Origin of the sequence: Micromonospora sp. NPDC006766, from assembly GCF_040636055.1 — a bacterium.
GTDB lineage: Bacteria > Actinomycetota > Actinomycetes > Mycobacteriales > Micromonosporaceae > Micromonospora.
The window spans coordinates 411,206-427,897 of the sequence record NZ_JBEYIX010000001.1 but is presented as its reverse complement, the minus strand read 5'-3'; the positions used below and the strand labels follow the sequence as shown (position 1 = coordinate 427,897).

At 69.8% G+C, this 16,692-nt stretch carries 15 protein-coding genes and 1 pseudogene; all 16 read left to right on the top strand.

Translation table 11 applies throughout. The features are described from left to right. The first annotated feature begins 139 nt into the window (after positions 1–139). The 16 genes and pseudogenes from ABZ671_RS02680 (at position 140) to nuoL (ending at position 16,651) form a co-directional block, all read left to right on the top strand. Complete coding sequence (locus ABZ671_RS02680) at positions 140–1,360, top strand: hypothetical protein (protein ID WP_357850012.1); 1,221 nt, start codon at positions 140–142, stop codon at positions 1,358–1,360. 156 nt (positions 1,361–1,516) lie between these two features. Continuing rightward, a complete protein-coding gene (locus ABZ671_RS02675) occupies positions 1,517–2,227 on the top strand; it encodes a demethylmenaquinone methyltransferase (protein WP_357850009.1) in 711 nt (236 codons plus the stop codon). A gap of 90 nt (positions 2,228–2,317) precedes the next feature. Beyond that, positions 2,318–2,536 carry a hypothetical protein gene (locus ABZ671_RS02670; RefSeq protein WP_357850006.1) on the top strand — a complete coding sequence of 73 codons (219 nt, stop codon included), beginning with the start codon at positions 2,318–2,320 and terminating at the stop codon, positions 2,534–2,536. Between the two features lie 134 nt (positions 2,537–2,670). Further along, positions 2,671–3,945 carry a geranylgeranyl reductase family protein gene (locus ABZ671_RS02665; protein WP_357850003.1) on the top strand — a complete coding sequence of 425 codons (1,275 nt, stop codon included), beginning with the start codon at positions 2,671–2,673 and terminating at the stop codon, positions 3,943–3,945. A gap of 133 nt (positions 3,946–4,078) precedes the next feature. Further along, a complete protein-coding gene (locus ABZ671_RS02660; protein WP_357850000.1) occupies positions 4,079–4,447 on the top strand; it encodes an NADH-quinone oxidoreductase subunit A in 369 nt (122 codons plus the stop codon). A 14-nt stretch (positions 4,448–4,461) separates the two neighbouring features. Continuing rightward, complete coding sequence (locus ABZ671_RS02655) at positions 4,462–5,139, top strand: NADH-quinone oxidoreductase subunit B family protein (protein WP_357849997.1); 678 nt, start codon at positions 4,462–4,464, stop codon at positions 5,137–5,139. Next, entirely contained in the window at positions 5,136–5,873 is a 738-nt protein-coding gene (locus ABZ671_RS02650) for an NADH-quinone oxidoreductase subunit C (protein ID WP_357849994.1), read from the top strand. Before ABZ671_RS02655 ends, ABZ671_RS02650 begins: the two co-directional genes overlap by 4 nt. Next, positions 5,870–7,198, top strand: coding sequence for an NADH-quinone oxidoreductase subunit D (locus tag ABZ671_RS02645; protein WP_357849991.1), 1,329 nt, complete (start codon positions 5,870–5,872; stop codon positions 7,196–7,198). Before ABZ671_RS02650 ends, ABZ671_RS02645 begins: the two co-directional genes overlap by 4 nt. Beyond that, a pseudogene (gene nuoE, locus ABZ671_RS02640) lies at positions 7,195–7,884 on the top strand (NADH-quinone oxidoreductase subunit NuoE); the annotation flags it as partial. The gene ABZ671_RS02645 and the pseudogene nuoE, both read left to right, overlap by 4 nt. Before the next feature lie 8 nt (positions 7,885–7,892). Continuing rightward, positions 7,893–9,209, top strand: coding sequence for an NADH-quinone oxidoreductase subunit NuoF (gene nuoF, locus ABZ671_RS02635; protein WP_357849988.1), 1,317 nt, complete (start codon positions 7,893–7,895; stop codon positions 9,207–9,209). Then, positions 9,209–11,686, top strand: coding sequence for an NADH-quinone oxidoreductase subunit G (locus ABZ671_RS02630; protein WP_357849985.1), 2,478 nt, complete (start codon positions 9,209–9,211; stop codon positions 11,684–11,686). Before nuoF ends, ABZ671_RS02630 begins: the two co-directional genes overlap by 1 nt. Beyond that, positions 11,683–13,041 (top strand): NADH-quinone oxidoreductase subunit NuoH, encoded by a 1,359-nt coding sequence (nuoH, locus tag ABZ671_RS02625; protein WP_357849982.1) that lies wholly within the window; start codon positions 11,683–11,685, stop codon positions 13,039–13,041. The genes ABZ671_RS02630 and nuoH overlap by 4 nt, the downstream gene beginning before the upstream one ends. 1 nt (position 13,042) lies before the next feature. Beyond that, entirely contained in the window at positions 13,043–13,618 is a 576-nt protein-coding gene (nuoI, locus tag ABZ671_RS02620) for an NADH-quinone oxidoreductase subunit NuoI (protein ID WP_357849979.1), read from the top strand. Then, complete coding sequence (locus ABZ671_RS02615; RefSeq protein ID WP_357849976.1) at positions 13,615–14,385, top strand: NADH-quinone oxidoreductase subunit J; 771 nt, start codon at positions 13,615–13,617, stop codon at positions 14,383–14,385. The genes nuoI and ABZ671_RS02615 overlap by 4 nt, the downstream gene beginning before the upstream one ends. After that, positions 14,382–14,681, top strand: a complete 300-nt coding sequence (gene nuoK, locus ABZ671_RS02610) for an NADH-quinone oxidoreductase subunit NuoK (protein ID WP_073834091.1) — start codon at positions 14,382–14,384, stop codon at positions 14,679–14,681. Before ABZ671_RS02615 ends, nuoK begins: the two co-directional genes overlap by 4 nt. A 26-nt stretch (positions 14,682–14,707) precedes the next feature. Beyond that, positions 14,708–16,651 (top strand): NADH-quinone oxidoreductase subunit L, encoded by a 1,944-nt coding sequence (gene nuoL / locus ABZ671_RS02605; protein WP_357850611.1) that lies wholly within the window; start codon positions 14,708–14,710, stop codon positions 16,649–16,651. The last annotated feature ends 41 nt before the right edge of the window (positions 16,652–16,692 follow it).

The following is a 16,692-nucleotide window of genomic DNA, read 5'->3' as shown; positions in this document are numbered from 1 at the left end:
AATCCGGGCAATCCTTAGCTGACTCTTAAGTGAGCAGGCCGTTAAGCCTCGGCGTGTGGGGTGGCGTGGGTGATCGTGGGCCGCTAACGTCCCCGATCGTCCCCGCTACTTTCTTCGATCCCGCAGGGGGATTGAACCCATGATTTTCCGCAACCGGCCGCTGGTGCGGCTCGGCGCCGCCGCGCTGCTCGCCTCCGGGGCGTTCGCGGCCTTCGGCGCACCCGCACACGCCGCCGGCACCGAGACCGACCTCGCGCTCGACGTGGTGGGCACCCGGGTCGCCGACGGCGCCGTCGGCAAGCTGGCGTTCGCCAAGGTGACCAACAAGGGCGAGAACACCCCGTCCGAGCTGGGCGTCCGGCTCGACGTCTCGAAGCTCGACTGGACCAAGGTGGCCGTGGTCCCGGTTCTGATTACCGGCGACTGCGAGCTTGAGGGCACCGAGGCGAAGCCGACTGCCTGGACCTGCTTCGCCGCCAAGGACAGTCTGCCGGGTCCGGGTGAGACCATCGACCTGCCGATCGTGCTCATCAAGGCGCTGGATTCGCTGAAGAAGGCGTACAGCGCGCCGGTGAAGTTCACGATCATCTCCAAGGACGACACCAACAAGGACAACAACACCAAGTCGGTGAACGTCGAGTTCACCAAGGAGAACGGCGCGGATCTGTTCGTGCTGGCCGACGATGTGAAGAACGCCGTCAGGGTCAAGAACGGCGCAATCGAGTTCGCCGGTGATCTGCACGCGGGCGACACTGCGCCGCTCATCTACACCGTGTGGAACCAGGGCGACCGGCCCACCGCCGGCCTCAAGGTGACAGTCAAGCTGCCCAAGGGCGTGACCTTCACCGACACCGAGCCCCAGTGCGAGGAGGCCGCGGACCACGTCTCCCTCGTCTGCACCTACCCTGACTTGCCGTACGTCCCGCTGCTCCCGTCGGATGAAGGCGATGACGGTGATGACGGCGTCCCCGGCGGCATCTTCTACCACCTGCTCTCGGTGAGCGAGGACGTCAAGGCCGGCGCGCTGACCGGCGGCACCGTCTCGGTCGAGCCGATCCTGCCGCCCAGGGATGTCGCCCTGAAATCGTTCAAGATCAAGCACAAGCCGGCGAACATGACTCCGCTGAAGAAGGCGGACCTCGACGGCGACCTCGACGCGAGCGACAACACCGACGGCTTCGCGGTCATCGTCGTGGCCGAGGGCGGTGCCGGCGGCGGCCTGCCGGTGACCGGCGCCAAGGCCGGCCTGATCGGTGGCATCGGCGTGGCGGTGCTCGTCGTGGGTGGGGCGCTGTTCCTGGTCGCCCGTCGGCGTCGGGTGGTTCTGGTGACCCCGGCCGACGAGAAGTCGACCGACTGACGGTCATTCTTTATCGGTCCGCGAGGGCCGTTCACATAACGCACGGCAGTAGGGGCGGGATGGGTCACCATCCCGCCCCTGCTGTTTGCGCTCTCCGACGGAATGGTCCGGGCACCCGTCGGACGCGGGTCGGCGACCGGCTGGCAGAGTGGAGGGGTGAGCCGTACCCCGCAGGGCCAGCGCGCCAGCCTGGACAAGCAGCCGCACGAGGTCGCCGCGATGTTCGACGGCGTGGCGGCCCGCTACGACCTGACCAACACCGTGCTCTCCTTCGGGCAGGACCGGTTCTGGCGGCGGGCCACCCGGGAGGCGCTCGGGCTGCGCCCCGGCGAGCGGGTGCTGGACGTGGGCGCGGGCACCGGCGTGTCGACCGAGGAACTGGCTCACTCCGGGGCGTACGCGGTGGGCGCCGACCTGTCGCTGGGCATGCTGCACGCCGGCAAACGGACCCGTCCGGGGGTGCCGCTGCTGGCCGGGGATGCCCTGCGGCTGCCCTTCGCCGACGGCAGCTTCGACGCGGTCACCATCTCCTTCGCCCTGCGCAACGTGAGCGACACCGATGCGGCGTTGCGCGAGCTGGCCCGGGTGACGAGGCCGGGCGGCCGGCTGGTGGTGTGCGAGTTCAGCACCCCGGTCAACGCCGCCTTCCGCACGATCTACCTGTCGTACCTGATGCGGTCGCTGCCGGCGGTGGCACGGACGGTCTCCAGCAACCCCGACGCGTACGTCTACCTGGCCGAGTCGATCCGGGCCTGGCCGGACCAGGCGGCGCTCGCCGGGCGGATCGGTGCGGCCGGGTGGGGCCGGGTGGCCTGGCGCAACCTCACCGGCGGCGTCGTCGCGCTGCACCGGGCGGTCCGGGACTGACGGCGACCTCGACGGGCCGTCGCCGAGGGCAAAATACCCAATTACGTGAATTTCCGTTTTTGGTCTACTTAGTCCCGTAGGCTCGCCTCCATGATGGGACCAGAGCAGGCGGCTACGGAAGACGACGCCGCGGAACTCATCGCGCAGCTCAAGGAGTTGGCCGGCGCGGATCCCGCGGATGTGCGCCAGGTGGTCGCCGAGGTGCTGGCCGCGCTCGACCGGGCGGCCGGCGGCGCGTTGCGCGAGCACCTGCCGGAGACCATCCGTCTCGACGCCGGCCTCGGACCTGCCGCATCGGCCCGTCCGTGACGCCAAAGTGGACTCCGACCGGCGCGTTTCCACAAAGTTAGGTATGCCTTACCCGGTGTCGGTGTAATCCCCGCCATAGACTCCAACCCGATCGGCTTGTGAAGCATTTCACGAGCGTGCGGGAGGAGGCGCAGATGACCGCGGTGGAGAACGACGCCGACGTGATCGTCGTGGGCGCCGGTCCCGGAGGATCGGCAACCGCTTACCACCTGGCTCGACACGGCGTACGCGTGTTGCTCCTGGAAAAGACCGAGTTCCCCCGGGAGAAGGTCTGCGGTGACGGGCTCACTCCCCGGGCCGTGCGGCAGCTCGTCCGGATGGGTGTGGACACCTCGCCCGAGGCCGGCTGGCTGCACAACAAGGGCCTCCGGGTGATCGGTGGCGGGGTACGCCTCGAACTGGACTGGCCCGACCTGGCCAGCTTCCCCAACTACGGCCTGGTCCGGACCCGGCTCGACTTCGACGACCTGCTCGCCCAGCGGGCCGTCGCCGCCGGGGCGAAGCTGCGGACCGGCGTGAACGTGACCGGTCCGGTGCTCGGCGCCGACGACCGGGTGATCGGGGTGACGGCCGAGGTGGGCCCGGACAAGGAGCCGGCCACCTTCCACGCCCCGCTGGTGGTCGCCGCGGACGGCGTCTCCGGCCGGTTCCCGCTCGCCCTCGGTCTGCCCAAGCGGGAGGACCGACCGATCGGGGTGGCGGTCCGCCGCTACTACCGCTCGCCCGCGAAGCACGACGACAACTACCTCGAGTCCTGGCTGGAGCTGCGGGCCAAGGGCAGCGACGCGCTGCTGCCCGGCTACGGCTGGATCTTCGGTCTCGGCGACGGTCGGGTCAACGTCGGCCTGGGCGTGCTCAACTCCTCCGCCGCCTTCGGCAAGACCAACTACCGGCGGCTGCTCACCGACTGGCTGGCCAACACCCCCGAGGAGTGGGGGATGACCGACGAGGCGAACGCGGAGGGCCCGATCGGCGGCGCCGCGTTGCCGATGGGCTTCAACCGGGTGCCGCACTACACCCGGGGCGTGCTGCTGGTCGGCGACTCCGGCGGCATGGTCAACCCGTTCAACGGCGAGGGCATCGCGTACGCGATGGAGTCCGGCGAGTTGGCCGCCGAGGTGGCGGTGCAGGCGCTGGCTCGGCCCGCCGGCACCGAGCGGGAGCGGGCGCTGCAGGCGTACCCGCAGGAGCTGAAGGCCCGTTTCGGCGGCTACTACCGGCTCGGCGGGGTCTTCGTGAAGCTGATCGGCCGCCCGGAGGTCATGCGGCTGGCCACCAAGCACGGCATGCCGCATCCGATGTTGATGCGCTTCGTGCTCAAGCTCCTGGCGAACCTGACCGACCCGCGCGGCGGGGACGCGATGGACCGGGTCATCAACGCGATGACGAAGGTGGCGCCAGCCGTGTAGACCCCGTCCCGAGGGGCGCCGTCGCCCCACGGAACGGCCAGAGATCGACCCCGCCGGCCGAGGTCATGAGGGACGTGAATAGTGTGATTTTCGCTAACGACCGAGGTCACGGAAGGATGAGCAGGAGACAACGATGACGCTCTCTCCTTACGCACCCATCATCGGGCTTCTCGCCCTCGCCGCGGGATTCGCGCTGTTCTCCGTGGCCTCCGCCCGACTCGCCGGCCCCCGGCGGCTGAACAAGGCCAAGCTCGAGGCGTACGAGTGCGGCATCGAGCCGAGCCCGCAGCCGGTCGGCGGCGGCGGCCGGTTCCCGATCAAGTTCTTCCTGACGGCGATGCTTTTCATCGTCTTCGACATCGAGATCATCTTCCTCTACCCCTGGGCGGTCTCTTTCGACGCTCTGCCGATCTTCGGCTTCGTGGAGATGGTCCTGTTCATCGTCGCGGTCTTCGTCGCCTACGCCTACGTCTGGCGGCGCGGCGGCCTGGACTGGGACTGAGGGAGGTACGGCAGATGGGTATCGAGGAGAAACTTCCCTCCGGCGTCCTGCTCACCACCGTCGAGAAGCTGGTCAACTGGTCGCGGAAGTCGTCCGTCTGGGGCGCCACTTTCGGCCTGGCCTGCTGCGCCATCGAGATGATGGCGGCCGGTGGTCCGCACTACGACATGGGCCGCTGGGGCATGGAGGTCTTCCGGGCCTCGCCCCGGCAGGCGGACCTGATGATCGTGGCCGGCCGGGTGAGTCAGAAGATGGCCCCGGTCCTGCGCCAGATCTACGACCAGATGGCCGAGCCCCGCTGGGTGCTCTCGATGGGCGTCTGCGCCAGCAGCGGCGGCATGTTCAACAACTACGCCATCGTGCAGGGCGTCGACCACGTTGTCCCGGTCGACATGTACCTCCCGGGCTGCCCGCCCCGGCCCGAGATGCTCATCGACGCGGTCCTCAAGCTCCGCGAGAAGATCGGCCACGAGCCGCTCGGTCCGAACGGCCGCAAGATGCTCCAGGCTCGCCAGGAGCGCGGTGACGTGCCCGTGGTGCCGTACGGCTCGATGCCGTCGTCGTACCGCAACGACAAGGCCCGGCGTGCCGAGTGGACCAGGGCGGTCCGCGAGGGGCGCGAGGAGCAACTGCGAGTTGAGAACTGGATGAAGGCCCAGAACCACCTCCACCCGCATGGGGGCCCGAAGTGAGCGCAACTGACGACAGGACCACCAACGGTGGCGTGCCGGCGCCGGCCACCCCGGCCGGGGCCACCGGCGGCGCCCCGGCCGAGTACCCGCCGGCCAGCCCCGCCGGCCGTGGCATGTTCGGCGTACGCGGCAGCGGCGACGTCTCCGGCTACGGCGGCCTGGTCCGCCCGCGCCAGCCGATCGAGGAGAGCCCCCGGCCGTACGGCGGCTACTTCGACGAGGTCCGGGACGCGCTGGAGGAGGCGTACCCCGAGTTCGGCGACGCGATCGAAAAGATCGTGGTCGACCGGGGCGAGCTGACCCTGCACGTCCGCCCGGAGCGGATCGCCGAGGTCTGCCAGGTGATGCGCGACGATCTGGCGCTGCGCTTCGAGCTCTGCTCCTCGGTGTCCGGGGTGGACTACCTGGGCGCGGACGAGCGCCGGCTGCACGTCGTCTACCAGCTCACCTCGATGACCTACCGGCGCCGGGTCCGGCTGGAGGCCGCGGTCTCCGCCGAGGACCCGCACCTGCCGAGCGTCACCAGCGTCTACCCGACCGCCGACTGGCAGGAGCGGGAGACGTACGACATGTTCGGCGTCGTCTTCGACGGCCACCCCGCCCTGACCCGGATCCTCATGCCGGACGACTGGGAGGGGCACCCGCAGCGCAAGGACTACCCCCTCGGCGGCGTGCCCGTCGAGTACAAGGGCGCGGAGATCCCGCCGCCGGACAAGCGGAGGTCGTACCAGTGACGACGTCGAACTACGCGGCCGAGCGCGAGACCACCGAGGGCAAGGTCTTCACCGTCACCGGTGGAGACTGGGACACGGTCGTCTCCGGCACCGACCCGATCAACGACGAGCGGATCGTCGTCAACATGGGCCCGCAGCACCCGTCGACGCACGGCGTGCTCCGGCTGGTTCTGGAGTTGGAGGGCGAGACGGTCCGCGAGGCCCGCTCGGTCATCGGCTACCTGCACACCGGCATCGAGAAAAACCTCGAATACCGCAACTGGGTCCAGGGCTCGACCTTCGTGACCCGGATGGACTACCTCTCCCCGCTGTTCAACGAGACGGCGTACGCGCTGGCGGTGGAGAAGCTGCTCGGCATCACCGACGACGTGACCGAGCGGGCCACCACCATCCGGGTGCTCATGATGGAGCTCAACCGGATCTCCTCGCACCTGGTCTGGCTGGCCACCACCGGCATGGAGCTGGGCGCGATTTCGATCATGCTGTACGGCTTCCGCGAGCGGGAGTACATCCTCGACATCTTCGAGACCATCACCGGCCTGCGCATGAACCACGCGTACGTGCGGCCGGGCGGGGTGGCGCAGGACGTGCCGGACGACGCGATCGTCAAGATCCGGAACTTCCTCAAGATGATGCCGAAGAAGCTCAAGGAGTACGAGGACCTCCTCTCCGGCCAGCCGATCTGGACCGAGCGCACCAAGAACGTGGCCGTGCTGGACGTGACCGCCTGCCTCGCGCTGGGCGTCACCGGCCCGGTGCTGCGCTCCGCAGGTCTCGCCTGGGACCTGCGCAAGACGATGCCGTACTGCGGCTACGAGACGTACGAGTTCGACGTCCCGACCCACACCGGCGGCGACGTCTGGGGCCGCTACCTGGTTCGGCTCGCCGAGATCCGCGAGTCGCTGAAGCTGGTCGAGCAGGCGGTGGACCGGCTGGCCAAGCCGGGCCCGGTGATGGTGTCCGACAAGAAGATCGCCTGGCCGGCGCAGCTGGCCATCGGCGTCGACGGGATGGGCAACTCGCTGGAGCACGTCGCCAAGATCATGGGTCAGTCGATGGAATCGTTGATCCATCACTTCAAGCTCGTCACCGAGGGCTTCCGGGTCCCGCCGGGCCAGGTGTACGTCGGCATCGAGTCGCCCCGCGGCGAGTTGGGCGTGCACGCCGTCTCCGACGGTGGCACCCGGCCGTACCGGGTGCACTACCGGGAGCCGAGCTTCGTCAACCTCCAGGCGCTCCCGGCGATGGCCGAGGGTGGCCTGATCGCCGACGTGATCGCCGGTGGCGCCTCGCTGGACCCCGTGATGGGTGGTTGTGACCGATGAGTGTGTTTACGGAAGAGACCCGGGCCCGGGCGCGGGAGATCATCGCCCGGTACCCGGCGGACCGGTCCCGCTCGGCGCTGCTGCCGCTGCTGCACCTGGTCCAGGCGGAGGAGGGGTACGTCTCCCCGGCCGGCGTCGAGTTCTGCGCCGAGGTGCTCGGCCTGAACAAGGCCCAGGTCGGCGCGGTGGCCACCTTCTACACCATGTACAAGCGCAAGCCGACCGGCGACTACCTGGTCAGCGTCTGCACCAACACGATGTGCAACGTGCTGGGCGGCCAGGAGGTCTACGACACCCTGGCCGAGCACCTGGGCGTCGGGCATGACGAGACCACCGAGGACGGCAAGATCACCCTGGAGCACGCCGAGTGCCTGGCGGCGTGCGACTACGGACCGGTGATGACGGTCAACTACGACTTCTTCGACAACGTTGACGCGCAGGCCGCGCTCGGCGTCGTCGAGGAGCTGCGGGCCGGGGGCCGGCCGATGCCGACCCGGGGCGCGCGGCTCTGCACGCTGAAGGAGATGGCCGTGCAGCTCGCCGGCTTCGCCGACGAGCGGGAGGGCGCGGTCGCCGACGGCGGGCCGGGCGAGCCGACCCTGCGCGGCGTGCGGCTAGCCGAGCGGCACGGCATCTCGGTGCCGGGGTTCGACCCGAACACCCCGATCCGCAGCAAGGAAGCGGAGGCCCAGAAGTGACGACGCCTCGGCCGGAGACGCTGGCCAAGCTCACGCCGGTACTGACCAAGCGCTGGCTGTCGCCGGACGCCTGGCGGATCGGCACCTACGAGAAGCTGGACGGCTACGCCGCCCTGCGCAAGGCGCTCAAGGCGCACCCGGACGACCTGATCCAGCTGATCAAGGACTCCGGCCTGCGCGGGCGCGGCGGCGCGGGCTTCCCGACCGGTCTCAAATGGGGGTTCATCCCGCAGGGCGACGGCAAGCCGCACTACCTGGTGGTGAACGCCGACGAGGGCGAGCCGGGCACCTGCAAGGACCTGCCGCTGATGGCCCACGACCCGCACTCGCTGGTCGAGGGCGTGATCATCGCCTCGTACGCGATCCGGGCCAGCCGGGCCTACATCTACATCCGCGGTGAGGCGGTGCACGCCGCCCGCCGGCTGCGCAACGCCGTGCAGGAGGCGTACGCCAAGGGCTACCTGGGCCGGAACGTCCTCGGCAGCGGGTTCGACCTGGAGCTGGTGGTGCACTCCGGCGCCGGGGCGTACATCTGCGGCGAGGAGACCGCGCTGCTGGACTCGCTGGAGGGCTTCCGGGGTCAGCCCCGGCTGCGCCCGCCGTTCCCGGCGACCCACGGCCTGTACGCCAGCCCGACCGTGGTCAACAACGTCGGCACCATCGCCAGCGTGCCGTACATCGTGCTCGGCGGCGCCGACTGGTGGAAGACCATGGGCACGGAGAAGTCCTCCGGCCCGATGATCTATTCGCTCTCCGGCCGGATCGCCAACCCGGGCCAGTACGAGTGCTCGATGGGGATCACGCTGCGCGAGCTGATCGAGCTGGCCGGGGGGATGCAGCCCGGGCACAACCTGAGGTTCTGGACCCCGGGTGGCTCGTCCACCCCGCTGCTCACGGCCGACCACCTGGACGTGCCGTTGGACTTCGAGGGGGTGGCGGCGGCCGGCTCGATCCTGGGCACCACGGCCACGCAGATCTTCTCCGACCAGGACTGCCCGGTGTACGCGACCTACCGGTGGCTGGAGTTCTACCACCACGAGTCGTGCGGCAAGTGCACCCCGTGCCGGGAGGGCAACTACTGGATGGTCCGGGTCTATCGGCGGATCCTCGCCGGCCAGGGCACCCACGAGGACCTGGACACCCTGCTCGACACCTGCGACAACATCCTCGGCCGCTCGTTCTGCGGTCTGGGTGACGGTGCGACCAGCTCGGTGACCTCGTCGCTGAACTACTTCAAGCAGGACTACCTCGACTACATCGAGGGACGTACCGCGCCGAAGCTGTCGGACAAGCAGCTGGTGGGAGCGCACTGATGACCGACGTAGCCAAGCAGACCGAGACGGTCACCCTGACCATCGACGGCGTTCAGGTCACCGCGCCCAAGGGGGCGCTGCTGATCCGGGTCGCCGAGCAGTTGGGTACCGAGATCCCCCGTTTCTGCGACCACCCGCTGCTGGCCCCGGCCGGCGCCTGCCGGCAGTGCCTGGTGGAGGTGGAGGGCCAGCGCAAGCCGGTCGCCTCCTGCACCCAGACCGTCGCCGAGGGCATGGTGGTCCGCACCCAGCTCACCTCGCCGGTCGCCAAGAAGGCACAGGAGGGGGTGATGGAGCTGCTGCTCCTCAACCACCCCCTGGACTGCCCGATGTGTGACAAGGGCGGCGAGTGCCCGCTGCAGAACCAGGCGATGTCCACCGGTCGCACGGACTCCCGCTTCCACGAGCACAAGCGGGAATACCCGAAGCCGCTGCCGATCAGCACCCAGGTGCTGCTCGACCGCGAGCGCTGCGTGCTCTGCCAGCGCTGCACCCGGTTCTCTGAGGAGATCGCCGGCGACAAGTTCATCGACCTGATGGGACGCTCCTCGCACGAGGAGATCAACATTTACCGGGACGACGCGTACGGCGAGGAGGGCGACGCGGGTGATGTCCCGTTCAACTCGTACTTCTCCGGCAACACCGTGCAGATCTGCCCGGTGGGCGCGCTGACCGGCGCGCAGTACCGGTTCCGGGCCCGCCCGTTTGACCTGGTCTCCACCCCGAGCGTCTGCGAGCACTGCTCGGCCGGCTGCGCCCAGCGCACCGACTGGCGGCGCGGCAAGGTGATGCGCCGGCTGGCTGGCGACGACCCGGCGGTGAACGAGGAGTGGAACTGCGACAAGGGCCGCTGGGGCTTCCAGTACGCCCGCGCGTTCGACCGGCTCACCACGCCGCTGGTGCGCGACGAGCACACCGGTGAGCTGCGCGAGGCGTCCTGGAGTGAGGCGCTGACGCGGGCCGCCGAGGGGCTGCGCGCGGCCCGCGACGGCGGGTCGGGCACGGCGGTGCTGACCGGCGGCCGGCTGACCGTCGAGGACGCCTACGCGTACGCGAAGTTCGCCCGGGTGGCACTGCACACCAACGACATCGACTTCCGGGCCCGCCCGGTCTCCCGCGAGGAGGCCGACTTCCTGGCCAGCAGCGTCGCCGGGGTCACCGACGTGACCTACTCGGACGTCGAGAACGCGCCCGCGGTGGTGCTGGTCGGCCTGGAGCCGGAGGAGGAGTGCCCGATCCTCTTCCTGCGGCTGCGCAAGGCGTACCTGAAGAACAAGCTCGCCGTGTACGCGATCGCGCCGTTCGCCACTCGGGGCCTGGAGAAGCTCGGGGCCAAGCTGGCCCGGGTGGTGCCGGGCGAGGAGGCCAGCGTGCTGGCCGAGCACGCCACGGTGACCGAGGCGCTGAGCCGGCCGGGGGCGATCCTGATCGTCGGCGAGCGGCTGGGTGCAGTGCCCGGCGGGCTGTCCGCCGCGGCGGACGTGGCCCGGCGTACCGGCGCGAAGCTGGCCTGGGTGCCGCGGCGCGCGGGCGACCGCGGCGCGGTCGACGCGGGCTGCCTGCCCAACCTGCTCCCCGGTGGCCGCCCGGTCACCGAGCCGGCCGCCCGCGCCGAGCTGGGCGAGGCGTGGGACCTCGCCGCCGGGGTGATTCCGAGCCAGACCGGCCGGGACACCGACGGCATCCTCGCCGCGGCGGCCAACGGTCAACTCGGCGCCCTCGTGGTGGCCGGTGTGGACCCGGCCGACCTGGCCGACCCGCGCCTGGCCGAGCAGGCCCTGGACGCGGTGCCGTTCCTGGTCAGCCTCGAGCTGCGGATGAGCGCGGTGGCCCGCCGGGCGGACGTGGTCCTCCCGGTCGCCCCGGTGGTCGAGAAGGCCGGCAGCTTCCTGGACTGGGAGGGCCGGCTGCGCACCTTCGAGAAGGTGCTGGACACCGCGGCGATGAGCGACGGCCGGGTGCTCGACGCGCTGGCCGCGCAGCTCGACGTCCGGCTCGGCACCGGCGACGTGTTGGGCGTCCGCCGGGAGCTGGGCGGGCTGCCGGCGACCCGGGCGGATTCCCCGGCCGTCCCCAGCGTCGAGCCGGCCGCCGTCCGGCAGCCTGGGCCGGGCGAGGCCGTGCTGGCCACCTGGCACCAGCTGGTCGACCTGGGCACCCTCACCGATGGTGACGAGCACCTCGCCGGCACCGCCCGCCCGCCGGTGGTCCGGCTGGGCAAGGGCACCGCCGAGGCGATCGGCGTGGCCGACGGCGACCCGGTGACCGTGGGTACCGCCCGCGGCGCGATCACCCTGCCGGCGGCGATCACCGAGATGCCGGACGGCGTCGTCTGGCTGCCGACCAACTCACCCGGCTCGACCGTCCGGCGCAGCCTCGGCGCGGCGGCCGGCGGGATCGTACAGATCTCCGCCGGCGCGGTCGGCGATGCGGCCGGTCGCCCGGGTTCGCTCCTCAACGCAGGGGGTGTTCAATGAGCCCGGTCATCCTGGCCGCGCAGGACCCGACGCTGGCCGACTTCGGCAAGGACCCGTGGTGGCTGGTCCTCGGGAAGATCGTTTTCGCGTTCGTCTTCGGCCTGCTCGCCACGCTGCTCGGCGTCTGGTTCGAGCGGCGGGTCGTCGGTTACATGCAGGTCCGGCCCGGGCCCAACCAGGTCGGCCCGTTCGGCCTGCTGCAGACGCTCGCCGACGGTCTGAAGATGGCCTTCAAGGAGGACATCCTGCCGCGGGCCGCGGACAAGGTCGTCTACTTCTTCGCCCCGACCATCTCGGTGATCTGCGCGGTCACCGCGCTGTCGGTGGTGCCGTTCGGCCCGATGGTCAGCATCGCCGGACACCACACGCCGCTGCAGGTCACCGACGTGCCGGTGGCGGTGCTGGTGCTGCTGGCCTGTTCCTCGATGGGCATCTACGGCATCGTGCTCGGCGGTTGGGCCTCCGGCTCGACCTACCCGCTGCTCGGCGGCCTCCGGTCCACCGCCCAGATGATCTCGTACGAGGTCGCGATGGGGCTGAGCATCGTGGCCGTGTTCATGACCGCCGGCACGATGTCCACCAGTGGGATCGTCGCCGCCCAGGCGGACGGGACGCGGCTGAACATCCTGGGGGCCGAGGTCCCGGCGCCGGGCTGGTACGCCATTCTTCTGCTGCCGAGCTTCGTCATCTTCTTCATCGCCACCGTCGGCGAGACCAACCGGGCGCCGTTCGACCTGCCCGAGGCGGAGTCGGAGCTGGTCGCCGGCTTCATGACCGAGTACAGCTCGCTGAAGTTCGCGCTCTTCATGCTCGCCGAGTACGTCTCGATGGTGACCATGTCCGCGGTCACCACGACGCTCTTCCTCGGCGGCTGGCGGGCCCCGGCCCCGATCACCACCTTCTGGGCCGGCGCCAACTCCGGTTGGTGGCCGATGCTCTGGTTCTTCGCGAAGGTGGTCCTCCTGGTCTTCGTCTTCGTCTGGCTGCGGGGCACCCTGCCCCGGCTCCGGTACGACCAGTTCATGCGCTTCGGCTGGAAGGTCCTGCTGCCGATCAACCTGGTCTGGATCCTGGTGCTGAGCGGGCTGCGCTCGATCGAGGGCTGGGAGACCAGGGACCGGCTGCTCGCCACCGGCATCAGCGCCGGTGTGCTGCTGCTGATCACGCTCTTCTGGCCGACCAAGAAGAAGGAGCCGCAGCCGACGCTCCAGGAGCAGGTCAACAGTCGTCCGCACGGCAGCTTCCCGCTGCCACCGATGGATCTTCAGGTACCACCGAGCCCGCGCATCACGCGCGTGGTCGCCGAGCGGGAGCCGGCCAATGTCGTCGCCGGCTCGGACTCCAGGGAGGTGTGACGTGGGCACGGTCACCGGAACGTTCAAGGGCTTCGGGGTCACCTTCTCGCACATGTTCAGGAAGGTCGTCACCACCGACTACCCGTTCAAGCCGCCGGTCTCGGCGCCGCGCTACCACGGGCGGCACATCCTCAACCGGCACCCGGACGGCCTGGAGAAGTGCATCGGCTGCGAGCTGTGCGCGTGGGCCTGCCCGGCGGACGCGATCTTCGTGGAGGGCGGCGACAACACCGAGGAGCAGCGCTTCTCCCCGGGTGAGCGCTACGCCAGCACCTACCAGATCAACTACGCCCGGTGCATCTTCTGCGGGCTCTGCATCGAGGCCTGCCCGACCCGTTCGCTCACCATGAGCAACGAGTACGAGCTGGCCCGGGACAGTCGGCAGGACCTGATCTTCACGAAGGAGCAGCTGCTCGCGCCGCTGCTGCCGGGCATGGAGCAGCCGCCGCACCCGATGCGGTTGGGCGACAGCGAGAAGGACTACTACGTCGGCGCGTTGACCAACCCGGGCACCTCGGCCGGTGCCGAGCGCTCGCCGATGAGCCCGGCCGCGGCTGGCAAGGGAGATACGGCATGACCACGCAGATGGTGCTCGCCGAGGCGGCCTCGGTGCCCACCGGCGAGGCGGTGACCTTCTGGATCCTCGCCCCGCTGGCGCTGATCGGCGCGATCGGCATGGTGTGGGCCCGCAACGCGGTGCACTCGGCGCTCTGGCTGGTGCTGACGATGCTCTGCCTGGGCGTGTTCTACGTCCTGCAGGCCGGGCCGTTCATCGGCATGGCGCAGATCATCGTCTACACCGGCGCGATCATGATGCTCTTCCTGTTCGTGCTGATGCTGGTCGGGCGGGACTCCTCGGACTCGCTGATCGAGACGCTGCGCGGGCAGCGGGTCGTCGCGGTGCTGCTCGGCCTCGGCTTCGCCGGTCTGGTCGGCAGCGGGCTCTACCGAGCCCTGGAAGGGGTCCAGGCCGTCGGTCTGGACAAGGCCAACGCCGACGGCAACGTGCAGGGCATCGCGCGGCTGCTCTTCACCAAGTACGTCTTCGGCTTCGAGCTGACCTCCGCGTTGCTGATCACGGCGGCCGTCGGCGCGATGGTGCTGGCGCACCTGGAGCGGCGCAAGGAGGACCGGATGGACCAGGTCGCCACGATGAAGGCCAGGTTCCGCCCCGGCAACTACCCGGGCCCGAAGCCCGGACCGGGTGTCTTCGCCACCTCGTCCTCGGTGGCCACCCCGGCCCGGCTGCCCGACGGCCGGCTGAGCGACCGCAGCATCCCCGAGATCCTGCCGGTCCGTGAGCTGTCCGCCGAGGAGACCTCTTTGAAGGGGACGGAGAAGTGACCCCGGACTACTACCTGATCCTCGCCGCGGTGCTGTTCACCATCGGTGCCGTCGGTGTGCTGATCCGGCGTAACGCGATCGTGCTGTTCATGTGCGTCGAGCTGATGCTCAACGCGGCCAACCTGACGCTGGTCACCTTCAGCCGGATCAACGGCGACCTGAACGGCCAGATCATGGCGTTCTTCGTGATGGTGGTGGCGGCGGCCGAGGTCGTGGTCGGGCTCGCGATCATCATGTCGATCTTCCGGACTCGGCGCTCGGCGAGCGTCGACGACGCCAACCTGCTGAAGTACTGAGGGGTCCACCGGTGGATGAGATTCTGATGCATGCTTCGGCTGCTCCGGAAGGTGCCATCACCTTCGCCCCGGCCGACGGCCTGCTCGGCAGCGTCTGGCTGCTGGTGGCCGTACCGCTGGTCAGCGCGGCAATCCTGCTGCTGCTGGGCCGGCGGGCGGACCGGTGGGGCCACTGGCTGGGAGTGGGCGCGATCGCCGCCACCTTCGGGCTCGGCCTGACCTATTTCCTTCAGCTTCGCGGCGTGGAGAACAAGCAGGTCCAGCTGAGCCTCTGGCAGTTCATCGCGGTCGGCGACTTCAAGGTGGACTTCGGTCTGCTCTTCGACCCGCTGGCTGCGGTCTTCGTTCTGTTGATCACCGGGGTGGGCTTCCTGATCCACCTCTACGCGGTCGAGTACATGGCGCACGACGAGGGCCGGCGACGGTTCTTCGGGTACTTCAACCTGTTCGTCGCCGCGATGCTGCTGCTGGTGCTCGGCAACAACTACGTGATGCTCTACTTCGGCTGGGAGGGCGTCGGTCTGGCGTCGTACCTGCTGATCTCCTTCTGGTACGGCCGGCCGAGCGCGGCCACCGCCGGCAAGAAGGCCTTCCTGATGAACCGGGTCGGCGACGCCGGCCTGGCCATCGGCATCTTCGTCATGTTCGCCACCCTGGGCACCACCCAGTACGACGGCGTCTTCAACCACGTCGGCGGTCTCTCCGCGACCACCGTGCTGGTGCTGGGCCTGCTGCTGCTGCTCGGGGCGACCGGCAAGTCCGGCCAGTTCCCCCTCCAGGCATGGCTGCCGGACGCGATGGAGGGCCCGACCCCGGTCTCCGCGCTCATCCACGCGGCCACCATGGTCACCGCGGGCGTCTACCTGATCGCCCGGTCCAACCCGATCTTCTCGGCCAACGGCACGCTTCAGCTGGTGGTGGTCAGCGTCGGTGCGGTCACCCTGCTGATGGGCTGCCTCATCGGCGCGGCCAAGGATGACATCAAGCGGGTGCTGGCCTGGTCCACGGTGAGCCAGATCGGTTACATGTTCCTCGGCGTCGGCCTGGGCGGCGCGGCGTACGCGCTGGCCATCGTGCACCTGCTGGCGCACGGCTTCTTCAAGGCCAACATGTTCCTCGGTGCCGGCTCGGTCATGCACGGCATGAACGACCAGGTGGACATCCGCCGCTTCGGCGCGCTGTCGAAGCACATGAAGGTCACCTGGCTGACTTTCATGATGGGCTGGCTGGCCATCATCGGCATCCCGCCGCTCTCCGGCTACTTCTCCAAGGAGCCGATCATCGCGGCCGCGTTCGAGCGGGGGGACTGGACGTCCTGGCTCTTCGGTGGCGCCGCGCTGCTCGGCGCCGGGCTGACCGCCTTCTACATGACTCGGCTCTTCGTGCTCACCTTCCACGGCCCGAAGCGGTGGACCGAGGACATCGAGCACCCGCACGAGTCGCCGAAGTTGATGACCGTCCCGCTGATCCTGCTGGCGATCGGCTCAGTGGCCGCCGGTGGTCTGATGGCCACCACCGTGCCGGACTGGCTGACCGCCACCGCCGGCCTGGGCAGCGAGCACGTGGAGCACGACCCCGTCCTCGCGCACTGGCTGATCACCGCGCTGTCGATCCTGATCACCGTGCTCGGCGCCGGGCTGGCCTGGTTCCTGTTCCGCAACGGCACGGCCACCGCGCCGCAGCCGGCCGGCGTGCTGGTCACCGCCGCCCGCCGGAACCTCTACACCGACGCCTTCAACGAGGCGGTCTTCGAGAAGCCGGGCATCTTCCTCACCCGGGCGCTGGTCTTCCTCGACAACCGGGGCGTCGACGGGCTGGTCAACGGCCTGGCCGCCGCGGTGGGCGGGGGCTCGGGCCGGCTCCGGCGGCTGCAGACCGGTTTCGTGCGGTCGTACGCGACCTCGATCCTCACCGGCGCGCTGCTCGTGGTGGCGGCGTTCCTGGCGGTGCAGGCGGGGTGGTTGGCGTGATCGACCTCAACGCGGCCGCCCCCGCCGGCGGGCCACGCAGT

Coding starts and splice junctions, on each gene's coding strand:
- ABZ671_RS02680 (WP_357850012.1), top strand. CDS start 140: ATGATTTTCCGCAACCGGCCGCTGGTGCGGCTCGGCGCCGCCGCGCTG.
- ABZ671_RS02670 (WP_357850006.1), top strand. CDS start 2,318: ATGATGGGACCAGAGCAGGCGGCTACGGAAGACGACGCCGCGGAACTC.
- ABZ671_RS02665 (WP_357850003.1), top strand. CDS start 2,671: ATGACCGCGGTGGAGAACGACGCCGACGTGATCGTCGTGGGCGCCGGT.
- ABZ671_RS02660 (WP_357850000.1), top strand. CDS start 4,079: ATGACGCTCTCTCCTTACGCACCCATCATCGGGCTTCTCGCCCTCGCC.
- ABZ671_RS02655 (WP_357849997.1), top strand. CDS start 4,462: ATGGGTATCGAGGAGAAACTTCCCTCCGGCGTCCTGCTCACCACCGTC.
- ABZ671_RS02630 (WP_357849985.1), top strand. CDS start 9,209: ATGACCGACGTAGCCAAGCAGACCGAGACGGTCACCCTGACCATCGAC.
- nuoH (WP_357849982.1), top strand. CDS start 11,683: ATGAGCCCGGTCATCCTGGCCGCGCAGGACCCGACGCTGGCCGACTTC.
- ABZ671_RS02615 (WP_357849976.1), top strand. CDS start 13,615: ATGACCACGCAGATGGTGCTCGCCGAGGCGGCCTCGGTGCCCACCGGC.
- nuoL (WP_357850611.1), top strand. CDS start 14,708: ATGCATGCTTCGGCTGCTCCGGAAGGTGCCATCACCTTCGCCCCGGCC.